This is a genomic window from Rhodanobacter sp. Soil772, from assembly GCF_001428385.1.
GTDB lineage: Bacteria > Pseudomonadota > Gammaproteobacteria > Xanthomonadales > Rhodanobacteraceae > Rhodanobacter.
Map to the genome: position 1 here is coordinate 940,027 of NZ_LMSK01000001.1, position 23,327 is coordinate 963,353.

21 protein-coding genes, 2 tRNA genes and 1 other RNA gene are annotated in these 23,327 nt (G+C 67.7%); 4 read left to right on the forward strand and 20 right to left on the reverse strand.

Features of this window, described 5'->3' with window-relative positions:
- Nucleotides 1-7 precede the first annotated feature (7 nt).
- The 6 genes from ASG75_RS04450 to ASG75_RS04470 form a co-directional block, all read right to left on the reverse strand.
- Entirely contained in the window at nt 8-331 is a 324-nt protein-coding gene (locus ASG75_RS04450) for a YbaB/EbfC family nucleoid-associated protein (RefSeq protein WP_056386085.1), read from the reverse strand.
- Nucleotides 331-2,022 (reverse strand): DNA polymerase III subunit gamma/tau, encoded by a 1,692-nt coding sequence (dnaX, locus tag ASG75_RS04455; protein WP_056386087.1) that lies wholly within the window; start codon nt 2,020-2,022, stop codon nt 331-333. The genes ASG75_RS04450 and dnaX overlap by 1 nt, the downstream gene beginning before the upstream one ends.
- A gap of 81 nt (nt 2,023-2,103) precedes the next feature.
- Nucleotides 2,104-2,200: signal recognition particle sRNA small type (gene ffs, locus ASG75_RS15885), an RNA gene on the reverse strand.
- Between the two features lie 82 nt (nt 2,201-2,282).
- A tRNA-Ser gene (locus ASG75_RS04460) sits at nt 2,283-2,372 on the reverse strand.
- Nucleotides 2,373-2,657: 285 nt separating this feature from the next.
- Nucleotides 2,658-3,416, reverse strand: a complete 759-nt coding sequence (locus ASG75_RS04465; protein ID WP_056386089.1) for an MBL fold metallo-hydrolase — start codon at nt 3,414-3,416, stop codon at nt 2,658-2,660.
- Entirely contained in the window at nt 3,413-4,144 is a 732-nt protein-coding gene (locus ASG75_RS04470; protein WP_056386092.1) for a 3-deoxy-D-manno-octulosonic acid kinase, read from the reverse strand. The genes ASG75_RS04465 and ASG75_RS04470 overlap by 4 nt, the downstream gene beginning before the upstream one ends.
- A 50-nt stretch (nt 4,145-4,194) precedes the next feature.
- Here ASG75_RS04470 and ASG75_RS04475 point away from each other — a divergent pair, with 50 nt between their 5' ends.
- Nucleotides 4,195-5,238 (forward strand): glycosyltransferase family 9 protein, encoded by a 1,044-nt coding sequence (locus ASG75_RS04475; RefSeq protein WP_056387023.1) that lies wholly within the window; start codon nt 4,195-4,197, stop codon nt 5,236-5,238.
- 7 nt (nt 5,239-5,245) lie between these two features.
- Here the strand turns inward: ASG75_RS04475 and ASG75_RS04480 are convergent, their stop codons facing one another.
- The 3 genes from ASG75_RS04480 to hisS form a co-directional block, all read right to left on the reverse strand.
- The gene (locus ASG75_RS04480) at nt 5,246-5,644 is read right to left on the reverse strand and encodes a DUF6165 family protein (RefSeq protein ID WP_056386094.1); all 399 of its coding nucleotides are present in this window, start codon (nt 5,642-5,644) and stop codon (nt 5,246-5,248) included.
- Nucleotides 5,645-5,672: 28 nt separating this feature from the next.
- The gene (locus ASG75_RS04485; protein WP_056386095.1) at nt 5,673-7,568 is read right to left on the reverse strand and encodes an aromatic amino acid ammonia-lyase; all 1,896 of its coding nucleotides are present in this window, start codon (nt 7,566-7,568) and stop codon (nt 5,673-5,675) included.
- A 141-nt stretch (nt 7,569-7,709) separates the two neighbouring features.
- Nucleotides 7,710-9,083 (reverse strand): histidine--tRNA ligase, encoded by a 1,374-nt coding sequence (gene hisS / locus ASG75_RS04490; protein WP_056386097.1) that lies wholly within the window; start codon nt 9,081-9,083, stop codon nt 7,710-7,712.
- A gap of 166 nt (nt 9,084-9,249) precedes the next feature.
- On the opposite strand from hisS, the gene ASG75_RS04495 reads away from it, so the two are divergent.
- A tRNA-Pro gene (locus tag ASG75_RS04495) sits at nt 9,250-9,326 on the forward strand.
- Between the two features lie 57 nt (nt 9,327-9,383).
- Here ASG75_RS04495 and ASG75_RS04500 read toward each other — a convergent pair.
- From ASG75_RS04500 to ASG75_RS04545, 10 genes are all read right to left on the reverse strand, one after another.
- Nucleotides 9,384-10,190: a ferritin-like domain-containing protein gene (locus ASG75_RS04500; protein WP_056386099.1), complete on the reverse strand. Its 807-nt coding sequence runs from the start codon at nt 10,188-10,190 to the stop codon at nt 9,384-9,386.
- Nucleotides 10,191-10,230: 40 nt separating this feature from the next.
- Nucleotides 10,231-11,706 (reverse strand): amidophosphoribosyltransferase, encoded by a 1,476-nt coding sequence (gene purF, locus ASG75_RS04505; protein ID WP_056386101.1) that lies wholly within the window; start codon nt 11,704-11,706, stop codon nt 10,231-10,233.
- A 28-nt stretch (nt 11,707-11,734) separates the two neighbouring features.
- On the reverse strand, nt 11,735-12,358 hold the full coding sequence (locus ASG75_RS04510; protein ID WP_056386103.1) for a CvpA family protein: 624 nt from the start codon (nt 12,356-12,358) through the stop codon (nt 11,735-11,737).
- Nucleotides 12,359-12,397: 39 nt separating this feature from the next.
- Nucleotides 12,398-13,423 carry an SPOR domain-containing protein gene (locus ASG75_RS04515; RefSeq protein ID WP_056387027.1) on the reverse strand — a complete coding sequence of 342 codons (1,026 nt, stop codon included), beginning with the start codon at nt 13,421-13,423 and terminating at the stop codon, nt 12,398-12,400.
- 77 nt (nt 13,424-13,500) lie between these two features.
- Entirely contained in the window at nt 13,501-14,790 is a 1,290-nt protein-coding gene (folC, locus tag ASG75_RS04520; RefSeq protein WP_056386104.1) for a bifunctional tetrahydrofolate synthase/dihydrofolate synthase, read from the reverse strand.
- Nucleotides 14,791-14,894: 104 nt separating this feature from the next.
- Nucleotides 14,895-17,468 carry a heavy metal translocating P-type ATPase gene (locus ASG75_RS04525; protein WP_056386106.1) on the reverse strand — a complete coding sequence of 858 codons (2,574 nt, stop codon included), beginning with the start codon at nt 17,466-17,468 and terminating at the stop codon, nt 14,895-14,897.
- Nucleotides 17,465-17,890: a heavy metal-responsive transcriptional regulator gene (locus ASG75_RS04530; RefSeq protein WP_056386108.1), complete on the reverse strand. Its 426-nt coding sequence runs from the start codon at nt 17,888-17,890 to the stop codon at nt 17,465-17,467. Before ASG75_RS04530 ends, ASG75_RS04525 begins: the two co-directional genes overlap by 4 nt.
- 112 nt (nt 17,891-18,002) lie before the next feature.
- Nucleotides 18,003-18,374 carry a metalloregulator ArsR/SmtB family transcription factor gene (locus ASG75_RS04535; RefSeq protein WP_056386110.1) on the reverse strand — a complete coding sequence of 124 codons (372 nt, stop codon included), beginning with the start codon at nt 18,372-18,374 and terminating at the stop codon, nt 18,003-18,005.
- 16 nt (nt 18,375-18,390) lie between these two features.
- On the reverse strand, nt 18,391-19,470 hold the full coding sequence (gene arsB, locus ASG75_RS04540; RefSeq protein WP_056386111.1) for an ACR3 family arsenite efflux transporter: 1,080 nt from the start codon (nt 19,468-19,470) through the stop codon (nt 18,391-18,393).
- Complete coding sequence (locus ASG75_RS04545; protein ID WP_056386112.1) at nt 19,467-19,973, reverse strand: arsenate reductase ArsC; 507 nt, start codon at nt 19,971-19,973, stop codon at nt 19,467-19,469. Before ASG75_RS04545 ends, arsB begins: the two co-directional genes overlap by 4 nt.
- Nucleotides 19,974-20,084: 111 nt before the next feature.
- Between ASG75_RS04545 and arsH the strand changes: the two genes are divergently transcribed.
- Entirely contained in the window at nt 20,085-20,816 is a 732-nt protein-coding gene (gene arsH, locus ASG75_RS04550; RefSeq protein WP_235580143.1) for an arsenical resistance protein ArsH, read from the forward strand.
- Nucleotides 20,817-20,845: 29 nt separating this feature from the next.
- Here the strand turns inward: arsH and ASG75_RS04555 are convergent, their stop codons facing one another.
- Nucleotides 20,846-22,687 (reverse strand): ABC transporter ATP-binding protein, encoded by a 1,842-nt coding sequence (locus ASG75_RS04555; RefSeq protein WP_056387030.1) that lies wholly within the window; start codon nt 22,685-22,687, stop codon nt 20,846-20,848.
- A 102-nt stretch (nt 22,688-22,789) separates the two neighbouring features.
- Here ASG75_RS04555 and ASG75_RS04560 point away from each other — a divergent pair, with 102 nt between their 5' ends.
- Nucleotides 22,790-23,326 (forward strand): GFA family protein, encoded by a 537-nt coding sequence (locus ASG75_RS04560; protein ID WP_056387032.1) that lies wholly within the window; start codon nt 22,790-22,792, stop codon nt 23,324-23,326.
- Nucleotide 23,327: the final 1 nt, after the last annotated feature.

The following is a 23,327-nucleotide window of genomic DNA, read 5'->3' on the forward strand; positions in this document are numbered from 1 at the left end:
TCCCGGCTCAAAACGGCATCTTGAAGCCGGCCGGCAGGTTCATCCCGGCGGTGACGCCGCCGAGCCTGTTCTTGCTGACTTCGGCCACCTTGTTCACCGCGTCGTTGATCGCGGCGGCGACCAGGTCCTCGGCCATCTCGGGGTCGTCGGCAAAGGTCTGCCGGTCGATCTGCACGCGACGCACTTCGTGCGCTCCGGTCATCACCACGCTGACCAGGCCGCCGCCGGCACTGCCGGTGACTTCGAGTTTCGCGATTTCCTCCTGCGCACGCTTCATGTCTTCCTGCATGCGCTGGGCCTGCTGCATCAGCTGGCCGATCTGTCCTCTCATCACACTGCTCCGGATTCGCTGTCAAAGGGTTTGATGGACTGCGGCACCACGCGCGCGCCAAACTCGCGCTTCAGCGACTGCACCAGCGGATCGCCCTCGATCGCCTGCTCGGCCGCGGCCTGCGCCGCATCGCGCGCCTGCGCGGCACGCGCCGCCGGGGTCTGCGCGGCGGCAGTCTGGCTGCTGTTGACGAAGCGCAGGCGGATGCGCTCGCCCAGCGCCTGGCCGATGCGCTCCTCCATCTGGCTCACCATCGGCTCCACCGCCAGGCTCATGTGCGCCGGCTGCAGCGCCAGCACCAGGGTCTGCCCGTCGCGCTCGCGCAATACCGCGTTCTGCGCCAGCAGACCGAACGGGCCGCGCAAACCGGCACGCTCGATCAGGGCCTCCCAGTTCGGCAGGCCGCTGGCATCCCGCTCCAGCGGAGCTGCCGCGGGAGCAGGCACCGGACGCACCTCCGGCTCCGCACGCGCTGCCGGCGGCGAGGGGGAATCCTTCGGGCGTTCGGAGACGGCGGCGGGGCGCGCTGCCGCCGATCGTGGCGGTACCGCCGACGCACCGCTTGCGGCCGGCCGTTCGACCCTTGCCGTCGCCGGCGTGCCACCGCCTGGCTGGAACGCCAGCATGCGCAGCAGCGCCATCTCGAAGCCGGTACGCGCGTCCGGCGCCAGCGCCAGGTCGCGCCGGCCCGAGGTCGCAATCTGGTAATACAACTGCACGTCTTCCGGCGTCACTCGCCCGGCCAGTGCCACCAGCGCGCCGTCATCGTCGCTGTCTTCCTCCGGCCGATAACCGGGAATCAGCTGGATCAGCTGCAGCCGGTGCAGCACGCTGGCGATGTCGTCCAGCACGCCGCCGAAGTCCGGCGAGTACGAGGCGATCTGCGTGCACTCGACCAGCAGCCGTTCGCCGTCGCCGGCGGCCAGCGCGTCGAGCACGCCGAGCACTTGTCCGCGCGCGACACTGCCCAACATCGTGCGCACGTCGTCGGCGTGCAGCGCGCCGCCGCCATAGGCAATCGCCTGGTCCAGCAGCGACAGCCCATCGCGCAGTGAGCCGTCCGCCGCGCGGGCCAGCTCGCCGATCGCGCTGTCGTCGTAGGCGATGTTTTCGGCAGCCAGGATGTGCCGCATCTGGCCGGCGATCTGGTCCGGCAGCAGCCGCTTCAGGTTGAACTTCAGGCAGCGCGACAGCACCGTCACCGGCAGCTTCTGCGGGTCGGTGGTGGCGAGCAGAAACTTCACGTGCGGCGGCGGCTCTTCCAGTGTCTTCAGCAACGCGTTGAACGCGTTCTTCGACAGCATGTGCACCTCGTCGACCAGGTACACCTTGAAGCGGCCGCGCGACGGCGCGTACTGCGCGTTCTCGATCACCTCGCGCACGTCGTCCACGCCGGTGTTGCTGGCCGCGTCGATCTCCAGCAGATCGACGAAGCGACCCTCGTCCACCGCCGTGCACACCGAACACTCGCCGCAGGGATCGGCCGACTGCCCGCGCTCGCAGTTCAGCGACTTGGCGAAGATGCGCGCGATGGTGGTCTTGCCGACGCCGCGGGTGCCGGTGAACAGATAGGCATGGTGCATGCGCCCGGTGTCGAGCGCATTGGTGAGCGCGCGCACCACGTGTTCCTGCCCGACCAGTTCGGCGAACTTGCGCGGACGCCACTTGCGGGCGAGTACCTGATAAGACATGCCTGACTACCTTGGGGCGAACGTTGATTGTGCCAAGTCGCGGGAGGTAAGTCAGTAAAGCGTGCCCAAAAATGGCGGCGGCCCCGCCAGCCACACCCCGGCACCCGAATCATTCGCTACCGTTGCTTCCTTCCGGACCTGGCGGAGTTTGCGAACTATCGTCGCGGGGGGACCGACGGGGCCACCATGGACGTCAAGCGATGCACGCTTGCTGATTTTGCTGTTGCGCCAGCTTCAAGCTGTCGCATTTGTTCAGAAACTGGCGGAGAGAGCGGGATTCGAACCCGCGATACGTTTTACCGTATACACACTTTCCAGGCGTGCTCCTTCAACCACTCGGACACCTCTCCGCATAACTTTACTTTTCGCACCACGACCACCGAGCGGGATTGTTTGGCTCATCATGAGCCTCACCCCTCACTGGCGTTCGAACCTTCTCTGGCGGCTGTCCTTGTCGTTCCAGACGAATTTGTCGAACCCGCGATAGGTTTTACCCTATACACACTTTCCAGGCGTGCTCCTTCAACCACTCGGACACCTCTCCGCATAAAACTGTCTTTGCCGGCAATCCAGCCATCAAAGAGTCGGTAAGAATAGCGGCAGGGCCCCATACAGGCAAGCGAATAGGCGCCGATTCAGCCAGCGTCGGCCCGCGGTTCCACCGGGGCGCGCAAGGCGACACGCTCGCCCGGACTGGCGATGCGATAGCCGAGCGCGGCCAGCGCCGTGCCGTCCGCCCCGCTGCCGTAGTGGTACAGCAGCAGCCGGGCGCGCAAGGCATCGGGATACTCGCGTTCGATATCGTCGATGCCGGTATGCGAGGGGTTGCCGACCAAGCTGCAGTCGTGCGCGACCAGCTCGCTGCCGCCGGCGTAGCGTGCCAGAACTTCGGGGATCGGCCGGGTGTCGCCGGTATAGGCGAAGCTGCCATCCAGTGCCAAGCCGTACGAGGTTCCGGGCACGTGGTGGCGGGTGGCGAATATGTCGAACCACAACCCGTCCAGCCAGAAGCCACGCGTGCACGGCACCAGTCGGAACGCTTCCCAGAAATTCGCGCCGCCCTCGGCGAGTGCGCCGGGATAGTCGGCGACGCGCGCCTGCAGCCACGGAATCAGCGCGGCGTGGGCAAACAGCCGGGTCGTGCCACGCAGGTGCGGGTCGAACCACAGCCGGATGAACAACTGCTCCAGTCCGGCCACGTGATCCATGTGGGTATGCGTGATGAACACGGCCGGCGGCAACGCGTCGTACGCCGCCATGTAGCGGTCGAGCGTGTCGGGCCCGCAGTCGACCAGCAGCAGCGGTACGCCGGCGCGTTCCAGCACCACGGCCGACGAACCCAGTTCCACCGCGTGCGCGGCGCCCACGCCAAGAAAATGCAGATGCCAGTTCATGGGGTCAGCGTACGCCCGTAGCGATACAGCAGGGGCTGCCAGATATTTTTCTCGAACGCCGCCTCGCCGTCGGCGGCCGCGCCGAGCTTGAGCAGCGACCGGCGCAGACGCTGCAGGTTCGCCCGCTGCCAGGCGGTGGCCGGTATGCGCATGCGGCCCCGGTCGAAGTCGATCAGGTACAGCGCGCCTGGCGTCACCAGCACGTTGTGTGCGTTCAGGTCGGCATGCCAGACACCGGCGCGATGAAAGCGCGCCACCAGCGCCCCGACCTCCTCCGCCAGCTCGCCAGCCAGCCGCCCCGCCGCCAGGCATTCGGCCAGCGTCTGCGCGTCGGCGATGCGGCGGGTGATCAGGTCGGCGGCGTAGAACAAGCCATGCCGGCCATACCGCGCGGCCACCACCGCCGGACCAGGCAACTCCAGCCGGGCGATCTCGGCGAGCAGGCGAAATTCCGCGAACGGACGCGTGCGATCGGCGCCGGTCCACAGATACCGATCCCCCATCAGCGCGGCAACCAGGCCACCGCGACGATAGTGCCGCAGCACGCATTCGCCCACCGGCGTGGCAACGATCGCGACGCCGCCGCGACCACCGGCCTGCGTGCGCAATGCGCCGCGCTCGCGCCAGTAGCCTGGCGCGAACCAGTCGTGTCCGACTTGTGGCGACACCTCGGCGTCGAACAGAATCGCGCCTTCGGCATCCTTGTGGGTTCGTTCCTGCATCATCATGCCCAGTGATTGCCCACGATTCTAACCCAGGCCCTATGACCCCGAACCCGATCACTGCCGCTGCCTCGATCTGCCTGCTGCGCACCTCCGCCATCGGCGACGTCACCCACGTAGTGCCGCTGCTGCGCACACTGCAGCAGGCGTGGCCGCAAACTTCGCTGACCTGGATCGTCGGCAAGCTGGAACGCAAGCTGGTCGGCGACCTGCCCGGCGTGGAGTTCGTCACTTTCGACAAGGCCGCCGGCTGGGCCGGCATGCGCGCCGTGCATGCGGCCTTGCGCGGGCGGCGTTTCGATGCGCTGCTGCAGATGCAGGTGGCGCTGCGCTCGAACCTGCTCAGCCTGGGCATCAAGGCCGACCGACGCATCGGCTACGACCGCGCCCGCGCGAAGGACCTGCACGGACTGGTGGTCAACGAACGCATCCCGGCGCGCACCGGCGAGCACGTGCTGGATGCGATCGGCAGCTTCTGCGAGCCGCTGGGGTTGCAGCAGACCCAGGTACGCTGGGACATCCCGATCCCCGACGAGGCACACGCCTGGGCCGCCGAGCAGTTGCCCGGCGACACGCCGACCTTGCTGGTCAGTCCCACCTCCAGCCACGCGCTGCGCAACTGGCGGCCGGAGCGTTACGCCGCGGTGATCGACCACGCCGCCTCCCGCGGCTGGCGCGTGGCGTTGGTCGGCGGCCCGTCCGCCTTCGAGCGCGAGATGGCCGATGCCGTGCTGGCGGCATGCAAATCGCCACCGCTCGACCTCACCGGCAAGGACACGCTGAAGAAACTGCTGGCCTTGCTCGGCCGCGCGCAATTGCTGCTGACACCCGACTCCGGCCCGATGCACATGGCCAACGCGGTGGGCACCCGCGTGCTCGGCCTGCACGCGGCGAGCAACCCGCACCGCTCCGGCCCGTATTCCGACCGCCGCTGGTGCGTGGACAAGTACGACGAGGCCGCACGCAAATACCTGGGCAAGCCGGCCAGCGAAATCCCGTGGGGCAGCAAGATCGAGAAGCCCGGCGTGATGGACCTGATCGGCGTCGACGAGGTGATCGAGCGCTATGAAGCCGCCGCGCGCGACATGCGGCTGCTGTAGACGTGCATCAGACCGCGCGGTAATCCTGGTACGACTTTTCCTCGACCAGCTGCGAGCCGAGCTTGAGGTTGATCTCGCGCTTGAACGCGGCGCGTTCGTCGTTGCGGAAATACACCGAGCGCGCCAACTCGATGAACTCGGCATCGAACGCCTGCGCGCGCTCCTTCAGGCGGATGCGGTCCTCGATGTCCCACAGCAGCTCGTTCACCGCCAGCAAATGCGCACGCTCGCCGGAAATGTCGGTGCGCGAAGCCGCGTCATTGGCCCAGGTCGCGTTGAGCAGGTCGAGCTCGTTGCGCACGTTGGCCAGCTTGGCCGCGTCGGCGATCCGCCGTGACTTGATTTCCAGGATGGTGATCTTGTCGATCAATTCGCCGTAGGACACCGGGGTCTGGATCAGGCTCATGGTCTTGGCTTCCGTCAAAAAGGATGAGTCACGCCGCCGGGCGAAGTGCGCCCTGCTGCACCAGCGCACAGACCGTGCGCACGTCGCCGTCCATCGCGCGGTCGCGATGCATGAAGCCGATATGCCGGCGCAGGATCGCGTGGGCGGCGCGCACGGCGGCGCCGGCATGGAAATCGCCGGCACTGGCCAGCGCTGCGGCGAATTGCTGCACTTCGGCGACGAACTGTTCGTAGTGCGGCTGGTCTTCGCGTGGCGCGTTGGCGATTTTCGCCGCCAGCGCCTGCCAGCCGCCGCGACTGGCCAGCCGCCGCGCCGCGTTCAGCATTTCCTGGCGGTAATCCAGCGCCTGCGCGGCGGTGTACAGCTCCAGCGCCAGCACGTGGCCGAGGTCCTCCATCATCTCCAGCACGTGGCGCGCCTCGTTGGCGCCCATCGAGACGTGATCCTCGGCATTCGCGCTGGTCGGCACCGAATACACGCTGGCCGGATGCGCGCGCGTGGCCAGGTCGTTGACCAGCGCCGCGGCGGTGTATTGCACGATCATGAAGCCGGAATCGGTGCCATCCTCGTTGCCGGTGAGGAAGGCCGGCAAACCGTCATTCGTGGCCGGATCGACCAGCTTGTTGAGCCGGCGCTCGGAGATCGAGGCGAGCACCGGAATCGCCGCCTTCACGTAGCTCATCGCCAGCGCCAGCGGCATGCCGTGGAAGTGGCCGGCCGAGATCACCTGCTCCTCGATGAACTGTGCGTCGGCGTTGTCCGGGAAGATCAGCGGGTTGTCGGTGACCGAGTTCAGCTCGATGTCGATCACCCGGCACGCCTGCGCCCAGGCATCGCGCACCGCGCCGTGCACCTGCGGCATGCAGCGCAGGCTGTAGGCGTCCTGCGGCTGGTGTTTCTTGCCGCCCTTGAACGGCAGGAAGCGGCGGTAGAACGTCTCGCGGCCGTGGCGCTGGTTCGCCGGCACCCAGTCCCAGCCGATGTCGAAGCTGAGCGCCTGGTCGTCCGCTTCGTTCCACGCCTCGGCCCGCCACGGTTTGAAGCGCGGCACCAAGTGATACGGAATATCGAGCAGAGTCGAACCGGCCAGCAGTTCGCGCACGTGCGCAGCGGTTTCCACCTGGCCCGGGTGCGGACGCAGCGCATGCACCTCGGCCCGCAAGGCGCCGCTGCGGCCGGCGAAGGCATCCAGCGTCATCGCCGCGGCGAGGTCGGCGGTATCCAGCAGTTGCTCCAGCTTGTCCAGCGCCAGTGCGGCAGTCGCCAGCATCTGCGCGGTGCCGTTGTTGAGCGCCAGGCCTTCCTTGAACGACAGCCGGATCGGCGTGAGCCCGGCGCGCTTCAGCGCCTCGGCGCCGCTGATCCGCTCGCCCTGATAGAACGCCTCGCCACCGCCGAGCAACACGATCGCCAGATGCGACAGCGGCGCCAGATCGCCGCTGGCGCCGACCGAGCCTTTCTCCGGCACCACCGGCACCACGCCGGCGTTGAGCATCGCCGCCAGCGCTTCGAGCGTGCTCACGCGAATGCCGGAGTGCCCGCGCATCAGCGTGTTGATGCGGATCAGCAGCATCGCCCGCACCACGTCCTCGCCGAACGGTTTGCCCACGCATACCGCGTGGGTGATGATCAGGTTGTGCTGCAGTTCCTCCAGCAGCGTGCCCTCGGGCGCGTGTGGATTCCCTCCCGGCAACTCGTCGCGCACGCGATGCGCGCCGAGCAGCTTGTCGGCGTTGCTGCCAAAGCCGGTGGTGACACCGTAGGTCGGTTCGCCGCAGCTGACTTTCTCGGCGAGGAAATCGGCGGCACGCTGCACGCGCTTGAGTTGCGTCTGGTCCAACGCCACCGACGCACCCTGCCGTGCCACCGCCACCAGCTGCGCACGCGTCAGGCTGCTGCCGTCGAGAAGAATCGTTTCACTCACAAAATTGCTCCAGACCTGTTGTCATACCAACCACTGCCGTCATTCCCGCGAAAGCGGGAATCCATTCTTAGCGTAGGCTCAAGATCAAAGTGGATTCCCGCTTTCGCGGGAATGACGGCTGTGAGAGCTGCTCGCTATTGCTCAGCCCATCGCCGCCGCTTGCTCCAGCTCCACCCGCAGCGTCTTGACCAGTTCGCTGCGCGCCACTTCGAACTGGTCCTCGCGGCGCAGGTCCTTTACCGTGACCACGCCCTTGGCGATTTCTTCCTCGCCCAGCACCACCACGAAGCGGATGCCAGCGCGGTCGGCGTACTTGAACTGCTTACCCAGCTTGCCGCCTTCCAGCACCACCTCGGTGGCGATGCCGGCGCCGCGCAGTTCGCTGGCCAGCGCCAGGTAGGCGGGTAGCTGCGCCTCGTCCATCTGGGTCACCAGCACGTCGACGGTGCTCTTTGCCATATCGATCAGGCCGGCGTCGCGCAGTTGCCAGTACAGCCGGGTCAAGCCGATCGAGATGCCGACGCCGGGCAAGTGCGACTTGGTGTATTGGCCGGCCAGGTTCTCGTAGCGGCCGCCGGAGCAGATCGAGCCGATCTGCGGGTGGTCGTTCAACGTGGTCTCGTAGACCGTGCCGGTGTAGTAGTCGAGGCCGCGGGCGATCGACAGGTTCAGCGCGTAGTGCGTCTGCGGCACGCCGAATGCGTGGATCAGGCCCAGTACTTCCTTCAATTCGCTGCGACCCTGCTCCATCGCTTCCGGGCCGGCGCCCAGCGCATCGAGTTTGTCCAGCGCGTCCTGCAATGAAGTCGAACGCACCTGCACGAAGGCGAGGATTTTTTGCACCACGTCGACGGCGAGTCCGAATGCCTCGCCGGTCAGCGTAGCGCGCACGGCGTCGGCACCGCGCTTGTCCAGCTTGTCCACCTCGCGCAGCACCAGCATCTGCTGCTCGCCATCGACGATGCCCAGGCTCTCGAAGTAGCCGCGCATCAGCTTGCGGTTGTTGAGCTGGATGGTGAACGGGCCGATGTCCAGTTCGCGGAACACGCTGTAGATCACCGCCGGGATCTCGGCGTCGTAGCGCACCGACAGCGTGTCCTTGCCGATCACGTCGATGTCGCACTGGTAGAACTCGCGGAAACGCCCGCGCTGCGCGCGTTCGCCGCGGTACACCTTCTGCATCTGGTAGCGGCGGAACGGGAAGCTGAGGTCGCGCTCGTGCTCGGCCACGTAGCGCGCCAGCGGCACGGTGAGGTCGAAGCGCAACGCCAGGTCCGGTTTCTCGCCCTGCTCCAGCGCGCCGGTGGACTGCACGAAGTACACCTGACGCTCGGTCTCGCCGCCGGTCTTGGTCAGCAGCACGTCGGAGTATTCGATCACCGGCGTCTCCACCGCCAGGAAGCCGAAGCGCTCGTAGTTGCGGCGGATCACGTCGAGCATGCGCTGGAACGCGATCTGGTCGAGCGGCAGCAGCTCGAGCACGCCGGGCATGGTGCGGGCCGGGGTAAGCGCCATGGAATCCTCTACTGACGATGGGAGACATTCCGTCGCGCGGCAGGCCGCACGACGGCAGCCGTCAAGATTAACAGAACGCCGCCGCCCTTCCCCAGCGGATCGTCCAGCGGATGCATCGAACCTGTTGCCAAGCCCCCGATCGACGATTAAGATACGCGGCTTCCCACGGGGTGTAGCTCAGCCTGGTAGAGCGCTACGTTCGGGACGTAGAAGTCGCAGGTTCGAATCCTGTCACCCCGACCAAATTCGATGAAGAAGCCGGCCTTGCGCCGGCTTTTTTGTGCGCCCGGTGCGGCTTCGTCAGCCAGCCAGGGCCAGTGCGGCCAGCCGGTCGAGCTCTTCCTCGACGAAGCCGGCCTCCAGCCGCGCCGGGCGGTTGAACGGGCCGCGCAGGCTCACCCCCATGTAGTCGCGCAACAGGGCGAAGAACGTCTCGATCGGGTCGATGCCGTCGCGCTCGCAGCAGTGACGGTACCAGCGGGTGCCGGCGGCGACGTGGGCCACTTCCTCGCGCAGGATCACTTCCAGGATCGCCACCGTGCGTTCGTCGCCGAGCCCACGCAGTCGCTCGATCATGCCAGGGGTGACGTCCAGCCCGCGCGCCTCCAGCACGCGCGGCACCAGCGCCATTCGCGCGGTGTCGCGGCCGGCGGTCTTCTCGGCCATCTCCCACAAGCCGTTATGCGCGTCGAAATCGCCGTAGGCGTGGCCCAGCTCGGCCAGCCGGTCGGACAGCAGTGCGAAGTGGCGCGCCTCGTCGTGGGCGCAGCTGGCCCAGTCGCGGTAGTACGCCGCGGGTTTGCCGCGGTAGCGATAGACCGCGTCCCAGGCCAGGTTGATCGCGTTGAATTCGATATGCGCCACGGCGTGCACCAGGGCGGCACGGCCTTCGTCGCTGCCCAGTCCGCGCTGCGGCAGCTGGCGGGCGTTGACCAGCTGCGGTTTCGCGGGACGGCCGGGCGGGCCGATCGGTTCGGGCGGCGACGCCGGGTCGGCGCGCAAATCGCCGGCCAGGAAAGCCTGCCACGTCTCGTGGGTGAGGCGCAGTTTTTCGGCCGGCTCGGTGGCGTCCAGGCAGCGTTTGGCGGCGGCGTGGAGATCGTTCATTTCGACAAGACGGGGGCGAGCTGCAGGCTCGTCCCTGCGTTCAAACCACTCGCCGCGCGGCCTTGGCGTCGTCCGAGCGCAGCATCTCGATCTGCTCCAGATAGCTCTGGTCGAGGCCGGTGACGTATTCGCCGGAGAAGCACGAGGTGTCGAACTGCTTCAATTCCTCGTTGCCGTCCTGCACCGCCCAGATCAGGTCCTTCAGGTCCTGGTAGATCAGCCAGTCGGCGCCGAGCGTCTTCTCGATCTCCTTTTCGGTGCGCCCCGCGGCGACCAGCTCCGAGGCCGACGGCATGTCGATGCCGTACACGTTCGGGTAGCGCACCGGCGGCGCGGCGGAGGCGAAATAGACGTTCTTCGCGCCGGCGTCGCGGGCCATCTGGATGATCTGCTTCGAGGTGGTGCCGCGCACGATCGAGTCGTCCACCAGCAGCACGTTCTTCTTGCGGAACTCCAGGCCGATCGCGTTGAGCTTGCGGCGCACCGATTTCACCCGCTCGCCCTGCCCCGGCATGATGAAGGTGCGGCCGATGTAGCGATTCTTGACGAAGCCTTCGCGGAACGGCACGCCGAGCGCGCCGGCCAACGCGCTGGCGGCGGTGCGCGCGGTGTCGGGAATCGGGATCACCGCGTCGATGCCGTGGTCGGGTCGCTCGCGCAGGATTTTCTCGGCCAGTTTCTCGCCCATGCGCAGGCGCGCCTTGTACACCGACACGTCCTCGATCATCGAATCCGGCCGCGCCAGGTAGACGTATTCGAAGATGCACGGCGTGTGCGGCGCGCCCTCGGCGCAGCGGCGGGTGTACAGCTGGCCGGCGTCGGTGATGATCACCGCCTCGCCCGGCGCCACGTCGCGGATGCGCTTGAAACCCAGGATATCCAGCGCGACCGACTCGGACGCCACCGCGTACTCGTGACCTTCCGCGGTGATCCGCTCGCCCAGCACCAGCGGGCGGATGCCGTTCGGATCGCGGAACGCGATCAGGCCGTAGCCCAGCAGCAAGGCGATGCAGGCGTAGCCGCCGCGGGCGCGCGCATGCACGCCGGCCACCGCCTTGAAGATGTGGTCCGGGGTCAGCGCCATCCGGTCCTGGATCTGCAGCTCGTGCGCCAGCACGTTCAGCAGTACCTCGGAATCGGACTCGGTGTTGATGTGGCGGCGGTCGTCCTGGAACATCTCGCGGCGCAGCGTGTCGGTGTTGACCAGGTTGCCGTTGTGCGCGAACGCGATGCCGTACGGCGAGTTGACGTAGAACGGCTGGGCCTCGGCCGAGCCTTCCGAGCCGGCGGTGGGATAGCGGCAATGGCCGATGCCGATGCGCCCGCGCAGGCCGCTCATCGCGGCTTGCCCGAACACGTCGCGTACCAGTCCGTTGCCCTTGTGCAGACGCAGCCGCGAGCCGTCCACCGTGGCGATGCCGGCCGCGTCCTGGCCACGGTGCTGCAGCACCGTCAAGCCGTCATAGAGCGCCGATGCCACTTCGGTGGTACCGACAATGCCGATGATTCCGCACATGGTTTGTTGCCTGCTTCAGAGGATATGTTCAGAAATTTTGGGACGGGCCGGCCGTGCTGGCCGCCACCGCCGGGCGCATCGCACTCGCCGCGGGCGCGGGCGTCGTGCGCGATATGGGGGTCGGCAACGCAGCCGGCAAGCCGTGCAGGCGGCCGAGCACCGCCGGCGGATGGAGGTACTCGCGAACGCTGGGCGGCACCTGCTGGCTCAGCCAGGCCGCCACGTGCTGGAAGCGCGGCAACAGCACCGACCGCTGCCACCACGGATCGCGCGTGAACGCGGTGAAACCGATCAGGAACACCAGCAGGGTCACCAGCAGCACGCCGCGCGCGAAGCCGAACAGCATGCCCAGCAGCCGGTCGGTGCCGGACAGCCCGGTGCTCTCGATCAGCTTGCCGATCACGAAGCGCAGCAAGGCGCCGAGGATCAGCACCACGACGAAGCACAGCCCGTAGCCCACGATGATCCGCGCCGACGGCAGCTCGATCACCTGCCTGAAATGCTCCGCCACCATCGGGCCGAACGTCCACGCCACCCAGAACGCGGCGATCCAGATCGCCAGCGCCATCACTTCGGAGATCAGGCCGCGCCACAACCCCACGAATACCGACAGGGCCAGCACGCCGATGATGATGTAGTCGGTCCAGTTCATCCGTTCATCCGCCTGGTCCGTGTGCCGGTACCGGCACGCTCAGGGTACCGACACGACGTTGCCGTCGATGCCCAGCTTCGCCTTGATCTGGTCGTGCACGCGCTGCGCGTCGCTGCGCTGGGTCTGCGGGCCGGCGCGCACGCGCCACAACCGCTTGCCGCTGGACTGCACCGAATCGACGAAGCCGTCGAAACCGTTCGCGCGCAGCTTGTCGCGCAGCGCATTCGCATCCGCCTGGTTGCTCATCGCCGCCAGCTGCACGGCCCAGCCGCCCGCCTTGGCGATGGTCGTGGCCGCAGGCGGCTGTGTCGCCGCTGCGCTGCTTTCGCGGCTGGCGTCCTGTTCGAGCCGGGCCGGCACGCCGGGGATCGACTGGGTGATCTTCAGCCGCGCGGCCTCGGCCGCGGCGCGCGTTTCGAACGGCCCGGCGATGACCAGGGTGCGCGACTTGCCGGCCTGGGTGATGGCATGACCGCTGACCGGATAGCCCAGCTCGCGCACGCGGCGCTCCAGGTTGGCGGCGCCGGCCGCACTGGCGTAGGCGCTGAGGTTGAGCGTGTAGCTGCCGCGTCCCGCGACGGGCGCCACCGCTGCAGGGGCAGGCGCCGCGACCGGAGTCGGCCGGGGCGGCGTGGCGACCGTCGGCGGCGGCTTGGTCGCCGGTGGTGCGCTGGTGTTTGCCGTGGTCTGCTGCGGGATCACCGGCTGGCTCGACGACGCGCCCGAACCGGTGGTCACCGTGGTCGGCTGCGGCGGCTTGCCGGCTTCAGGGTCGGTCTCAACGTCGCGCGGGCGGTTGGAACCGATGTCCACCGTGGCCAAACGATCACCGGATGCCGGCGTCACCGACTGCGCCGATGCCGTGGCGGCACTCGACCCGCTGGCGGCGGCATCCGGGGTCAGGCTCATGGTGCGGGTCTGCAGGTCGCGATCCGGCGCCGGCGGAATCGCCAGGCTGACCGCCTGGTCGCCACCCGGAGCCGGTGGCGTACTGGAAAAGAACATCGGCACGAACAGAACCGCCAACGCGATCAGGACGGCGGCTCCCAGCAGGCGTGTTTTCAAGTTTTCGCTCCAGGGCGGCAAACGCGGTGCACAACGGCGCGATTATACCTGCCTGCGCCGGGCGCCATGAGTCGCCCTCAGCCGATGCGTTCAGCGAGCACCGCGCTGGCCACGAAAAACGAGCCGAACGCCAGGATGCGTTCGCCAGGCTGCGCTGTCGCGCGCGCTGCCGCCAGCGCGGCAGCCACGTCGGCATGCATGTCGAACGAAGCCTGCGGCAAGGTCTGCTGCAGGATCGCGGCCAGCGCCGCCACCGCCATGCCGCGCGGCGTGGCTCGATCCAGCCCGGCCAGGTGCCAGTGGTCGATGCGCGTGCCGAGCGCTCCGATCACCCCGGCCACGTCCTTGTCCGCCAGCGCGCCGTACACCGCGTGCACCCGCGCCGGCGGCTGCGCATCCAGCCACTCGGCCAGCACGCGGGCGGCCTGCGGGTTGTGGCCCACGTCCACGATCACCGGCGGTTCGCCGCCGATCGACTGCAGCCGCGCCGGTACACGCACCTCATGCAGGCCGGCGCTGACCGCCGCGAAGAAGGCGCTGGGCGTGAGCGTGCCCAGGTCGAGCGCGTGCAGCGCGGCAATTGCCGCCGCCGCGTTCGCGTACTGCACCGGCGCCGCCAGCGCGGGATCGGGTAGTTCCATCGCGCTGCCGTCGCGGTGACGCCAGCGCCAGCCATCTTCATGCCGCTCGACGCCGAAATCGACGCCGGCCCGCTCGACCCGCGCGCCGCAGGCAGCCAACGCATCGAGCAGGCCGGTCGGCGGGTCCAGCTCGCCCACGATCGCCGGCCGCCCGAACCGCGCGATGCCGGCCTTCTCGCGACCGATGCTGTCGCGGTCCGGGCCGAGCCAGTCCATGTGGTCCAGGTCCACCGTGACGATGATCGCCACGTCGGCGTCGATGATGTTGACCGCATCGAGCCGCCCGCCCAGCCCCACTTCCAGCAATGCCACGTCGACGCCGGCACGGGCGAACAGGTCGATGGCCGCCAGCGCGCCGAATTCGAAATAGGTCAGCGGAACGGAATTACCCAGAGCGCCCTCCCGCGCCGCCTCGATCCGCTCGAACGAGGCGATCAGCGCGGCGTCATCGGCATTCGCGCCATCGATGCGCACGCGCTCGTTGTATTCCAGCAGGTGCGGCGAGGTGAACGCGCCCACGCGCAGGCCGGCGGCGGTGAGCATCGCCTCCAGCAAGGCAACGGTGGAACCCTTGCCGTTGGTGCCGCCGACCGTGATCACCTGCTTCGCCGGCGCCGGCGCACCCATCCGCTGCCACACCTCGCGCACCCGATCGAGTCCCAACTCGATGGTGTGGACGTTGACGCGTTCCTGGTACGCCAGCCATTCGGCGAGAGTGCGGCTCATGCGGTGACTTCGTGCAAATTGGGAAGCACCAAGCTTAAAGCATCGCCTCAAACGAACGAATGCATGCTGCCGCAGCGCACACCATGCTCATCGCGGACACGGCGTCACAACGTCGCCTTGCGCAGCCGCAATGCGTTGCTCACCACCGACACCGAGCTCAGGCTCATCGCTAGCGCGGCGATCATCGGCGACAGCGTGATGCCGAACCACGGATACAGCACGCCCGCCGCCAGCGGCACGCCCACCGCGTTGTAGACGAAGGCGAAAAACAGGTTCTGATGAATGTTGCGCACGGTCGCCTGCGACAGCTTGCGCGCCCGCACGATGGCGCCCAGCTCGCCCTTCACCAGGGTCACCTGCGCACTCTCCATCGCCACGTCGGTGCCGCTGCCCATCGCGATGCCGATGTCGGCGGCAGCCAGTGCGGGCGCATCGTTGACGCCGTCGCCGGCCATCGCCACGCGGCGGCCTTCAGCCTTGAGCCGGTTCACCACCACGGCCTTGTCGGCCGGCGACACGTCGGCGTGCACCTCGTCGATGCCCAGCGTGCGCGCCACCGTCTGCGCGGTGGTGGCGTTGTCGCCGGTGAGCATCACGATGCGCAGGCCGGCCGCATGCAGCGCCGCGATCGCGGCGTGCGTGTCCGGCTTGATCCGATCGGCCACCGCCAGCAAGGCAGCGAGCGCGCCGTCGACGGCCAGGAACATCACCGTGGCGCCCTGCCCGCGCAACTGCTCGGCACGGGCGTTGGCGTCGTCGCCGATCGCGATGTGCGACTCGGCCATCAGCTTCGCGTTACCCAGTGCCGCCGCGCTGCCGTCCACCTTCGCGCTGACGCCGCGGCCGGTGAGCGAACGAAAATCCGTCGCTGCCAGCGTCGGCACGCCTTCGGCATCCGCCGCCGTCACGATCGCCCGCGCCAGTGGATGCTCGCTCGGCCGTTCCAGCGCGGCAGCCAGCGCCAGCAGCCGTTCGTGCGGCTGGCCGTCCATGATCATCAGCTCGGTCAACGCCGGCTTGCCCATGGTCAGCGTGCCGGTCTTGTCGACCACCAGAGTGTCGATGTCGCGCATGCCTTCGATCGCACTGGCATCCTTGAACAGCACGCCGTGCTGCGCGCCGCGGCCGCTGGCCACCATGATCGAGATCGGCGTGGCCAGGCCCAAGGCGCACGGACAGGCGATGATCAGCACCGACACCGCGGCGATCAGCGCATGCGTGAACCGTGGCTCCGGCCCCAGCAGCGCCCACGCCGCGAACGCCAGCAGCGCGACCACCACCACCGCAGGCACGAACCACGCCGCGACCCGATCGGCCACGCGCTGCAGCGGCGCCCGGCTGCGCTGCGCCTGCGCCACCAGCGCCACGATCTGCGCCAGCATCGTCTCGCCGCCGACCTTCTGCGCGCGCATGGTCAGCGCACCATCCTGGTTCACCGTGGCGCCGGTCACCAGGTCGCCCGATGCCTTGGCCACCGGCATCGGCTCGCCGGTGAGCATCGACTCGTCGACGTGACTTTCGCCTTCCAGCACCACGCCGTCGACCGGCACCTTCTCGCCGGGGCGCACGCGCAGCACGTCGCCGGCATGCACGGCGTCCAACGCCACGTCGCTCTCGCTGCCGTCGGCGGCGATCCGCCGCGCGGTCTTCGGCGCCAGCCCGAGCAGCGCCTTCAGCGCCGCGCCGGTGCGCCGGCGCGCACGCAGCTCCAGGAAATCGCCCAGCGTGACCAGGGTAACGATCACCGCCGCCGATTCGAAATACACCGCGACGCGGCCGTGCATGTCGCGGAAACCGTCCGGGAAGATCCCCGGCAGCAGGAACGCCACCGCGCTGTACAGCCATGCCACGCCGGTGCCCAGCGCGATCAGCGTGTACATGTTCGGCAACCACGGTTTTAGCGAACGCCAGCCGCGCGCGAAGAACGGTGCCCCGCCCCACAGCACCACGACGCTCGCCAGCAGCGCCTCGACCCAACCGGCCACGCCACCCCACGGCAAGGGCAGATGCCAGCCGAACAGATGCGGCCCCATCGCCAGCGCGAACACCGGCACGGTCAGCACCAGCAGCGTCCAGAAACGCCGTGTCATCGAAGACAGCTCGCCGCCGTCGTCCGCGTCCAGCGTCGGCATCACCGGTTCCAGCGCCATGCCGCAGATCGGGCAATGGCCAGGGCCGACCTGCCGGATCTCGGGGTGCATCGGGCAGGTGTAGATCGTGCCGGGCGGCGCCGCTGGCGGTGCCGGGCGATCCTCCAGCCAAGCCGGCGGATCGGCCACAAATTTCTCGCGGCAGCGCGCGGAGCAGAAGTGATACGCGTGGCCGTCATGCTCGGCGCGATGCTTCGCGGTCTGCGGATCCACCGCCATGCCGCACACCGGATCCTTCACGGTGTGCGCGTGGTCGTGATGGACATGCGCATGATCGTGCATCGCCATCGGCACAGGCTTCGCTGCGCAGCAGCCCGCCGACTCACCCTTGGTTTCGCCAGCAATCGGGTACGTCGCCGGCGCGGCGTCGAACTTCGCTTTGCAACCGCCGCAGCAGAAATGGAACGTCTGCCCGTCATGCGTGGACCGATGTTTCGAGGTAGCCGGATCCACCGACATGCCGCAGACCGGATCGGTTGCCTTCACGGGCGTGTTGTCGTCGCCGTGGCAGCACGCATGAGCGTTCATGCCGACACCTGCTCGTCGCTGAGCGCACGCAGGATCGGACATTCCTCCGGCTTGCCATGTCCCGGACACGACGCCACCAATTGCGCCAACCCGTCGCGCACGCGCTGCAGTTCAGCGATGCGCTGCTCGATCGCCGCCAGCCGTTTCTCCGCGCGCTGCTTTACCGCCTTCACTCCGCGCTGGCGATCCGCCGACAACGCCAGCAACTCGCGGATCTCCTCCAGCGTGAAGCCGAGATCCTTGGCTCGCCGGATGAAACGCAGCTGCGCCACCGTGCTGTCGCCGTAGCTGCGATAGCCCGAAGCGCGCCGCTGCGGCTCGGGCAACAGGCCCTCGCGCTCGTAATAACGGATCGTGTCGATCGCCACGCCGACGCGCTTGGCGACGGCACCGATGGTCAGGGAGGAGGTTTGCGTGTTCATGCCGCGTAGTCTAGACCTTTGATCAAGGTCCAAGGTCAAGTGCCCAAGTGCCTGTCGCATCGTCGCCAACATCGACGGTGCCGAAAGTGCGGCCCGCCGCGTCGGCGGCGACTCAAGCGGACGTCGGCCGGCGCCTGGTGGTCGCGGCCGGCCGCTTGCCTGGGGCGCACTTGGCAGTAGCCGTCGAGCACGTGCCATCAGACTGACTGCAGCAGTGATCGGTCAGGTAGCCGATCAAATCGTTCATCGCCTCGATCACCGGCGCGTAGTAGATGAAGCGCCCGCTCTGCCGGCTGCTCACCAGGCCCGCATGCGACAGTTCCTTCAAGTGGAAGGACAGCGTGGCGTTGGGCAGGCCCAGCTTCTCCGCGATCGCGCTGGCCGCCAGTCCTTCCGGCGCATGCTCGATCAGCAACCGATAGACCGCCAGCCGCGACTCCTGGGCGAGCGCGGCGAGAATCGTGATGGCTTGCTTGTTCTGCATGGCTCGCTCCGGCTGTCTATGCTGATTCATACCAGCGTTTGCTGCGGTTGACGATGCGCACCACCGAAAGCATCACCGGCACCTCGATCAGCACGCCCACCACGGTCGCCAGCGCCGCACCGGAATGCACGCCGAACAAGCCCACCGCGGTGGCCACGGCCAGCTCGAAGAAATTGCTGGCGCCGATCAGCGCCGAGGGACCGGCCACGCAGTGCGGCACGCCGAAGCGGCGATTGAGCCAGTACGCCAGGCCGGCGTTGAAATACACCTGGATCAGGATCGGCACCGCCAGCAGCGCGATGATCGCCGGCTGCGCGATGATCTGCCGGCCCTGGAAACCGAACAGCAGCACGAGGGTGGCCAGCAGCGCGAACAGGGACGCCGGCCCCAGCCGCTGCAGCAGCCTTTGCAACCGCGCCTCGCCACCATGCGCAAGCACCCGGCGCCGCAGCAACACGCTGAGCACCACCGGCACCACGATGTACAGCAGCACCGACAGCAGCAGCGTGTTCCACGGCACCGTGATCGAGGAGATGCCCAGCAGCAGCGCCACGATCGGCGCGAACGCCACCACCATGATGGCGTCGTTCAAGGCGACCTGGCTCAGCGTGAATGCCGGCTCGCCGTTGCACAGGTTGCTCCACACGAACACCATCGCCGTGCACGGCGCGGCAGCCAGCAGGATCAGGCCGGCGATGTAGGAGTCGAGCTGTGCGGCCGGCAGCTGGCCGGCGAAGACATGGCGGATGAAAATCCATCCCAGCAGCGCCATCGAAAAGGGCTTCACCGCCCAGTTGATGAACAGCGTGACGCCGATGCCCTTCCACTGGTGGCGCACGCCGCCGAGCGCGCCGAAGTCGATCTTCAGCAGCATCGGGATGATCATCAGCCAGATCAGCACGGCGACCGGCAGGTTCACCTGGGCCACCTGCATGCCACCCAGCGCCTCGAAACTGCCGGGAAGCAGGTGGCCCAGCAGCGTGCCGGCCACGATGCACAAGAGTACCCAGAGGGTGAGCCAGCGCTCGAAGAAGCCGATGCGGGCGCCCTCCGAAGGCACCGGACAAGCGGTCAGTTCTGCCGATGCCTGGTTCATGCGTCCGCTTCTTCGTCGGTGATGCTGCCGATGTGATCGAGCGCCTGCTTCAGCTCGTCGCGCCCCATCGTTTCCACCGGCAGCTTCAGCAGCGCTGCGATCCGGTACAGGATCAGCGTGTGGGCGCGCCGAAACGCCGCGACCGCGGCGCCCGCATCCTGGGCGGCGGCCGGATCCGGCAGGCCCCAGTGACTTTTCACGAAGTCGCCGAACAGCACCGGGCAGGTCTCGTTCGCGGCGTTGTCGCAAACCGTGATCACGATATCCAGCGGCGGCGCGCCCGCTTCGGTGAAACGGTCCCACGACTTGCTGCTGAGCCCCTCGGTGGCGATGCTCAGGGCCTTGAGCTCCTCGATCGCGTACGGATTGACGCGCCCGGTCGGCTGGCTGCCGGCGCTGAACGCCTCGAAGCGTCCCTTGCCCAGATGGTTGAGGGTGGCCTCGGACAAAATGCTGCGAGCCGAGTTGCCGGTGCAGATGAACAGGACGCGACACGGATGCATGGCGGCGATTCCGGATTGGTTTCTATATTTCCATAATGATAGAATCATTAAACCAAAGCAACCGGAAACGTGCCCGTGCCGATCCAGGACCTGCCTCATATAGCCGCCGATATGTTGGACACCCCCAGCCTGGCCAAACTGGCCTTACCGGCCGACGCCGACCATCCGCCGCGCATCCTGATCCTGTACGGCTCGCTGCGCGCACCATCGTTCAGCCGCAAGCTGGCGCTGGAAGCCGAGCGCATCCTGCGCCAGTTCGGCGCCGAGACGCGGGTGTTCGACCCGCACGAACTGCCGCTCCTGGACAGCGTGCCGGCCAGCCATCCCAAGGTGCAGGAACTGCGCGCGCTGTCGCTGTGGTCCGAAGGCCAGGTCTGGGTCAGCCCCGAGCGGCACGGTGCGGTGACCGGCGTGTTCAAGAACCAGATCGACTGGTTGCCGCTGGAAGACGGCAGCGTGCGGCCCACGCAGGGACGCACGCTCGCCGTGATGCAGGTCAGCGGCGGGTCGCAGTCGTTCAACGTGGTGAACGCGCTGCGGGTGCTGGGCCGCTGGATGCGCATGGTGACCATCCCGAACCAGTCTTCGGTGGCCAAGGCCTGGCAGGAGTTCGACGACGACGGCCGGATGAAGCCGTCGCCGTTCTACGACCGCGTGGTGGACGTGATGGAGGAGCTGTTCAAGTTCACCCTGATGGTGCGCGGGCGCAGCGACTACCTGGTCGACCGCTACAGCGAGCGCAAGGGCGCCGCCGCGGCACATGCGCTGGCGGCCGCGGCCGAGGTGCTGGAAAGTGCCGCGACGACGAGCAAACCCGCCTGCTGCAGCAGCGGAACGTGTTGAGCCTGCGACTCACGCCTGCCAACCACTGACTAAGCCGGCGCATCCTCCGCCGCCACGAAGCCGCCGGTCTGCCGCTTCCACAGCCGCGCGTACAGACCCGCATGCGCGATCAGCTGCGCATGCGTGCCGGTCTCGACGATCTGCCCCTTGTCCAGCACCACCAGCCGGTCCATCCGCGCGATGGTGGACAGGCGATGCGCGATCGCGATCACCGTCTTGCCCTGCATCAGGATGTCCAGGCTGTCCTGGATCGCCGCTTCCGCTTCGGAGTCGAGTGCCGAAGTCGCTTCGTCCAGCACCAGGATCGGCGCGTCCTTCAGCAGCACGCGGGCAATCGCGATGCGCTGGCGCTGGCCGCCCGAGAGTTTCACGCCGCGCTCGCCGACCAGCGCGTCGTAGCCGCGACGGCCTTCGCCGTCGCTGAGGTTCGGGATGAATTCGTCGGCGCGCGCCTTGCGCACGGCCTCGATCACCTGCGCCTCGCTGGCATCGGGGCGGCCGTACAGCAGGTTGTCGCGGATCGAACGATGCAGCAGCGAGGTGTCCTGGGTGACGACGCCAATCTGCGAACGCAGGCTTTCCTGGGTGACGTGGGCGATGTCCTGGCCATCGATCAGGATGCGTCCGGCCTCGAGGTCGTACAGCCGCAGCAGCACGTTGACCAGGGTGGACTTGCCGGCGCCGGACGGGCCGACCAGGCCGATCTTCTCGCCCGCGCGCACGGTGAGGTCGAGCCCGGCGATCACCCCGCCCTGCTTGCCGTAGTGGAAGTGGATGTGCTCGAAATGCACGCCGCCGTTGGTGACCTCCAGCGGCATCGCGCCCTCGCGGTCCTGCACCGCGCGCGGCCGCGAGATCGTGGTGATGCCGTCCTGCACCGTGCCGACGTTTTCGAAGATGCCGTTGACCACCCACATGATCCAGCCGGACATGTTGTTGATGCGGATCACCAGTCCGGTCGACAGCGCGATCGCGCCCACCGTCACCCGGCCCTCGCTCCACAGCCACAGCGCCAGCGCCGAGGTGCCCACGATCAGGAAGCCGTTGAGTGTGGTGATGCTGGCGTCCAACGCAGTGGTGACGCGGGTCATCCGGCGCAGCTTGTCGGTCTGCTCGGCCATCGCGTCGGCGACGTAGGCTTCCTCGCGGCGCGTATGCGCGAACAGCTTCAGCGTCAACACGTTGCTGTAGCCGTCGACGATGCGCCCCATCAGCTTCGAGCGCGCCTCCGAGGCCAGCCACGAACGCTGTTTGATGCGCGGAATGAAGAACGCCAGCAAGCCGACATAGGCGAACACCCACGCGATCAGCGGCGCCGCCAGCCAAGCATCCGCCTGCGCGAACAGCACGATCGCGCTGCCGGTGTAGATGGTGACGTACCAGATCGCATCGACGATCTGCACCGCCGACTCGCGCAGCGCGCCGCCGGTCTGCATGATGCAGTTGGCGATGCGCCCGGCGTAGTCGTTCTGGAAAAAGCCCAGGCTCTGGCGGATCACGTAGCGGTGGTTCTGCCAGCGGATGCGGTTGGTCAGGCTGGGCACGATCGCCTGGTTCACCAGCAGGTCGTGCAGGCCGATGAACAGCGGCCGCAGGATCAGCGCCACGAAACCCATCCACAACAACTCGTTGCCGTGCCGCTGGAAGAAATCCGCCGCCGGCGCGCCCTTGGCCATGTCGACAATGCTGCCGATGAAGCCGAACAGCGACACTTCGACGATCGCCACCACGAAACCCACCGCGATCGCCACGGCGAACACCGGCCACACCTGGCGCAGGTAGAACGCGTAGAAGCGCCACACCGACGCCGGAGGCATGCCGTCGACCGGTTCCTTGAACGCGTCGATGAGGGATTCGAACCAGCGGAAGATCATGAGCATTCCGGACCTGCGGGAGCCATCTATTGTGCTTGAAGCCCGAACGATGCGGTGTGACGATGCGGCCTCTCCGTCGTGACGCACGGGATCAGCAGCATGACCACCGAAACCCTCGAAGGCGCCTGCACCTGCGGCGCGATCCGCTATCGACTGACCAGCGCGCCGATGATCGTGCACTGCTGCCACTGCAGCTGGTGCCAGCGCGAGACCGGCAGCGCATTCGCCGTGAACGCGATGATCGAGACCGACCGGCTGCAGCTGCTGCAAGGCGAGCCGATCATGGTGGACACGCCGTCGGAGAGCGGCAAGGGTCAGCAGATCGCACGCTGCGCGCAATGCCACGTGGCGCTATGGAGCCACTACCCCGGCGGCGGCAAGGCGGTCGCGTTCGTGCGCGTGGGCACGCTGAAGGAACCGTGGCGATTGCCGCCGGACATCCACATCTACACCTCGACCAGACAGCCCTGGGTGACACTGCCACCGGGCATTCCCGCCGTGCAGGAGTTCTACGACATCGACCAGGTCTGGTCGCCGGCCAGCCTGAAACGGCGCGCGGCGCTGCGGGCGGCGCGGCCTTCGTCAAATCTGAACGCCAGCCGCGAAGGCAGCCGCCCATCCGGCCGGCGCGATTGAC

Bases quoted from the DNA above. Each gene is read 5' to 3' on its own strand.
- ASG75_RS04525 (WP_056386106.1), bottom strand. From the start codon at position 17,468: ATGAACGCTCATGCGTGCTGCCACGGCGACGACAACACGCCCGTGAAG.
- ASG75_RS04500 (WP_056386099.1), bottom strand. From the start codon at position 10,190: ATGAACGATCTCCACGCCGCCGCCAAACGCTGCCTGGACGCCACCGAG.
- dnaX (WP_056386087.1), bottom strand. From the start codon at position 2,022: ATGTCTTATCAGGTACTCGCCCGCAAGTGGCGTCCGCGCAAGTTCGCC.
- purF (WP_056386101.1), bottom strand. From the start codon at position 11,706: ATGTGCGGAATCATCGGCATTGTCGGTACCACCGAAGTGGCATCGGCG.
- ASG75_RS04470 (WP_056386092.1), bottom strand. From the start codon at position 4,144: ATGATGATGCAGGAACGAACCCACAAGGATGCCGAAGGCGCGATTCTG.
- arsH (WP_235580143.1), top strand. From the start codon at position 20,085: ATGTTGGACACCCCCAGCCTGGCCAAACTGGCCTTACCGGCCGACGCC.
- ASG75_RS04510 (WP_056386103.1), bottom strand. From the start codon at position 12,358: ATGAACTGGACCGACTACATCATCATCGGCGTGCTGGCCCTGTCGGTA.
- ASG75_RS04480 (WP_056386094.1), bottom strand. From the start codon at position 5,644: ATGAGCCTGATCCAGACCCCGGTGTCCTACGGCGAATTGATCGACAAG.
- ASG75_RS04450 (WP_056386085.1), bottom strand. From the start codon at position 331: ATGAGAGGACAGATCGGCCAGCTGATGCAGCAGGCCCAGCGCATGCAG.
- arsB (WP_056386111.1), bottom strand. From the start codon at position 19,470: ATGAACCAGGCATCGGCAGAACTGACCGCTTGTCCGGTGCCTTCGGAG.
- ASG75_RS04465 (WP_056386089.1), bottom strand. From the start codon at position 3,416: ATGAACTGGCATCTGCATTTTCTTGGCGTGGGCGCCGCGCACGCGGTG.
- ASG75_RS04530 (WP_056386108.1), bottom strand. From the start codon at position 17,890: ATGAACACGCAAACCTCCTCCCTGACCATCGGTGCCGTCGCCAAGCGC.
- folC (WP_056386104.1), bottom strand. From the start codon at position 14,790: ATGAGCCGCACTCTCGCCGAATGGCTGGCGTACCAGGAACGCGTCAAC.
- ASG75_RS04560 (WP_056387032.1), top strand. From the start codon at position 22,790: ATGACCACCGAAACCCTCGAAGGCGCCTGCACCTGCGGCGCGATCCGC.
- hisS (WP_056386097.1), bottom strand. From the start codon at position 9,083: ATGGCGCTTACCCCGGCCCGCACCATGCCCGGCGTGCTCGAGCTGCTG.
- ASG75_RS04545 (WP_056386112.1), bottom strand. From the start codon at position 19,973: ATGCATCCGTGTCGCGTCCTGTTCATCTGCACCGGCAACTCGGCTCGC.
- ASG75_RS04535 (WP_056386110.1), bottom strand. From the start codon at position 18,374: ATGCAGAACAAGCAAGCCATCACGATTCTCGCCGCGCTCGCCCAGGAG.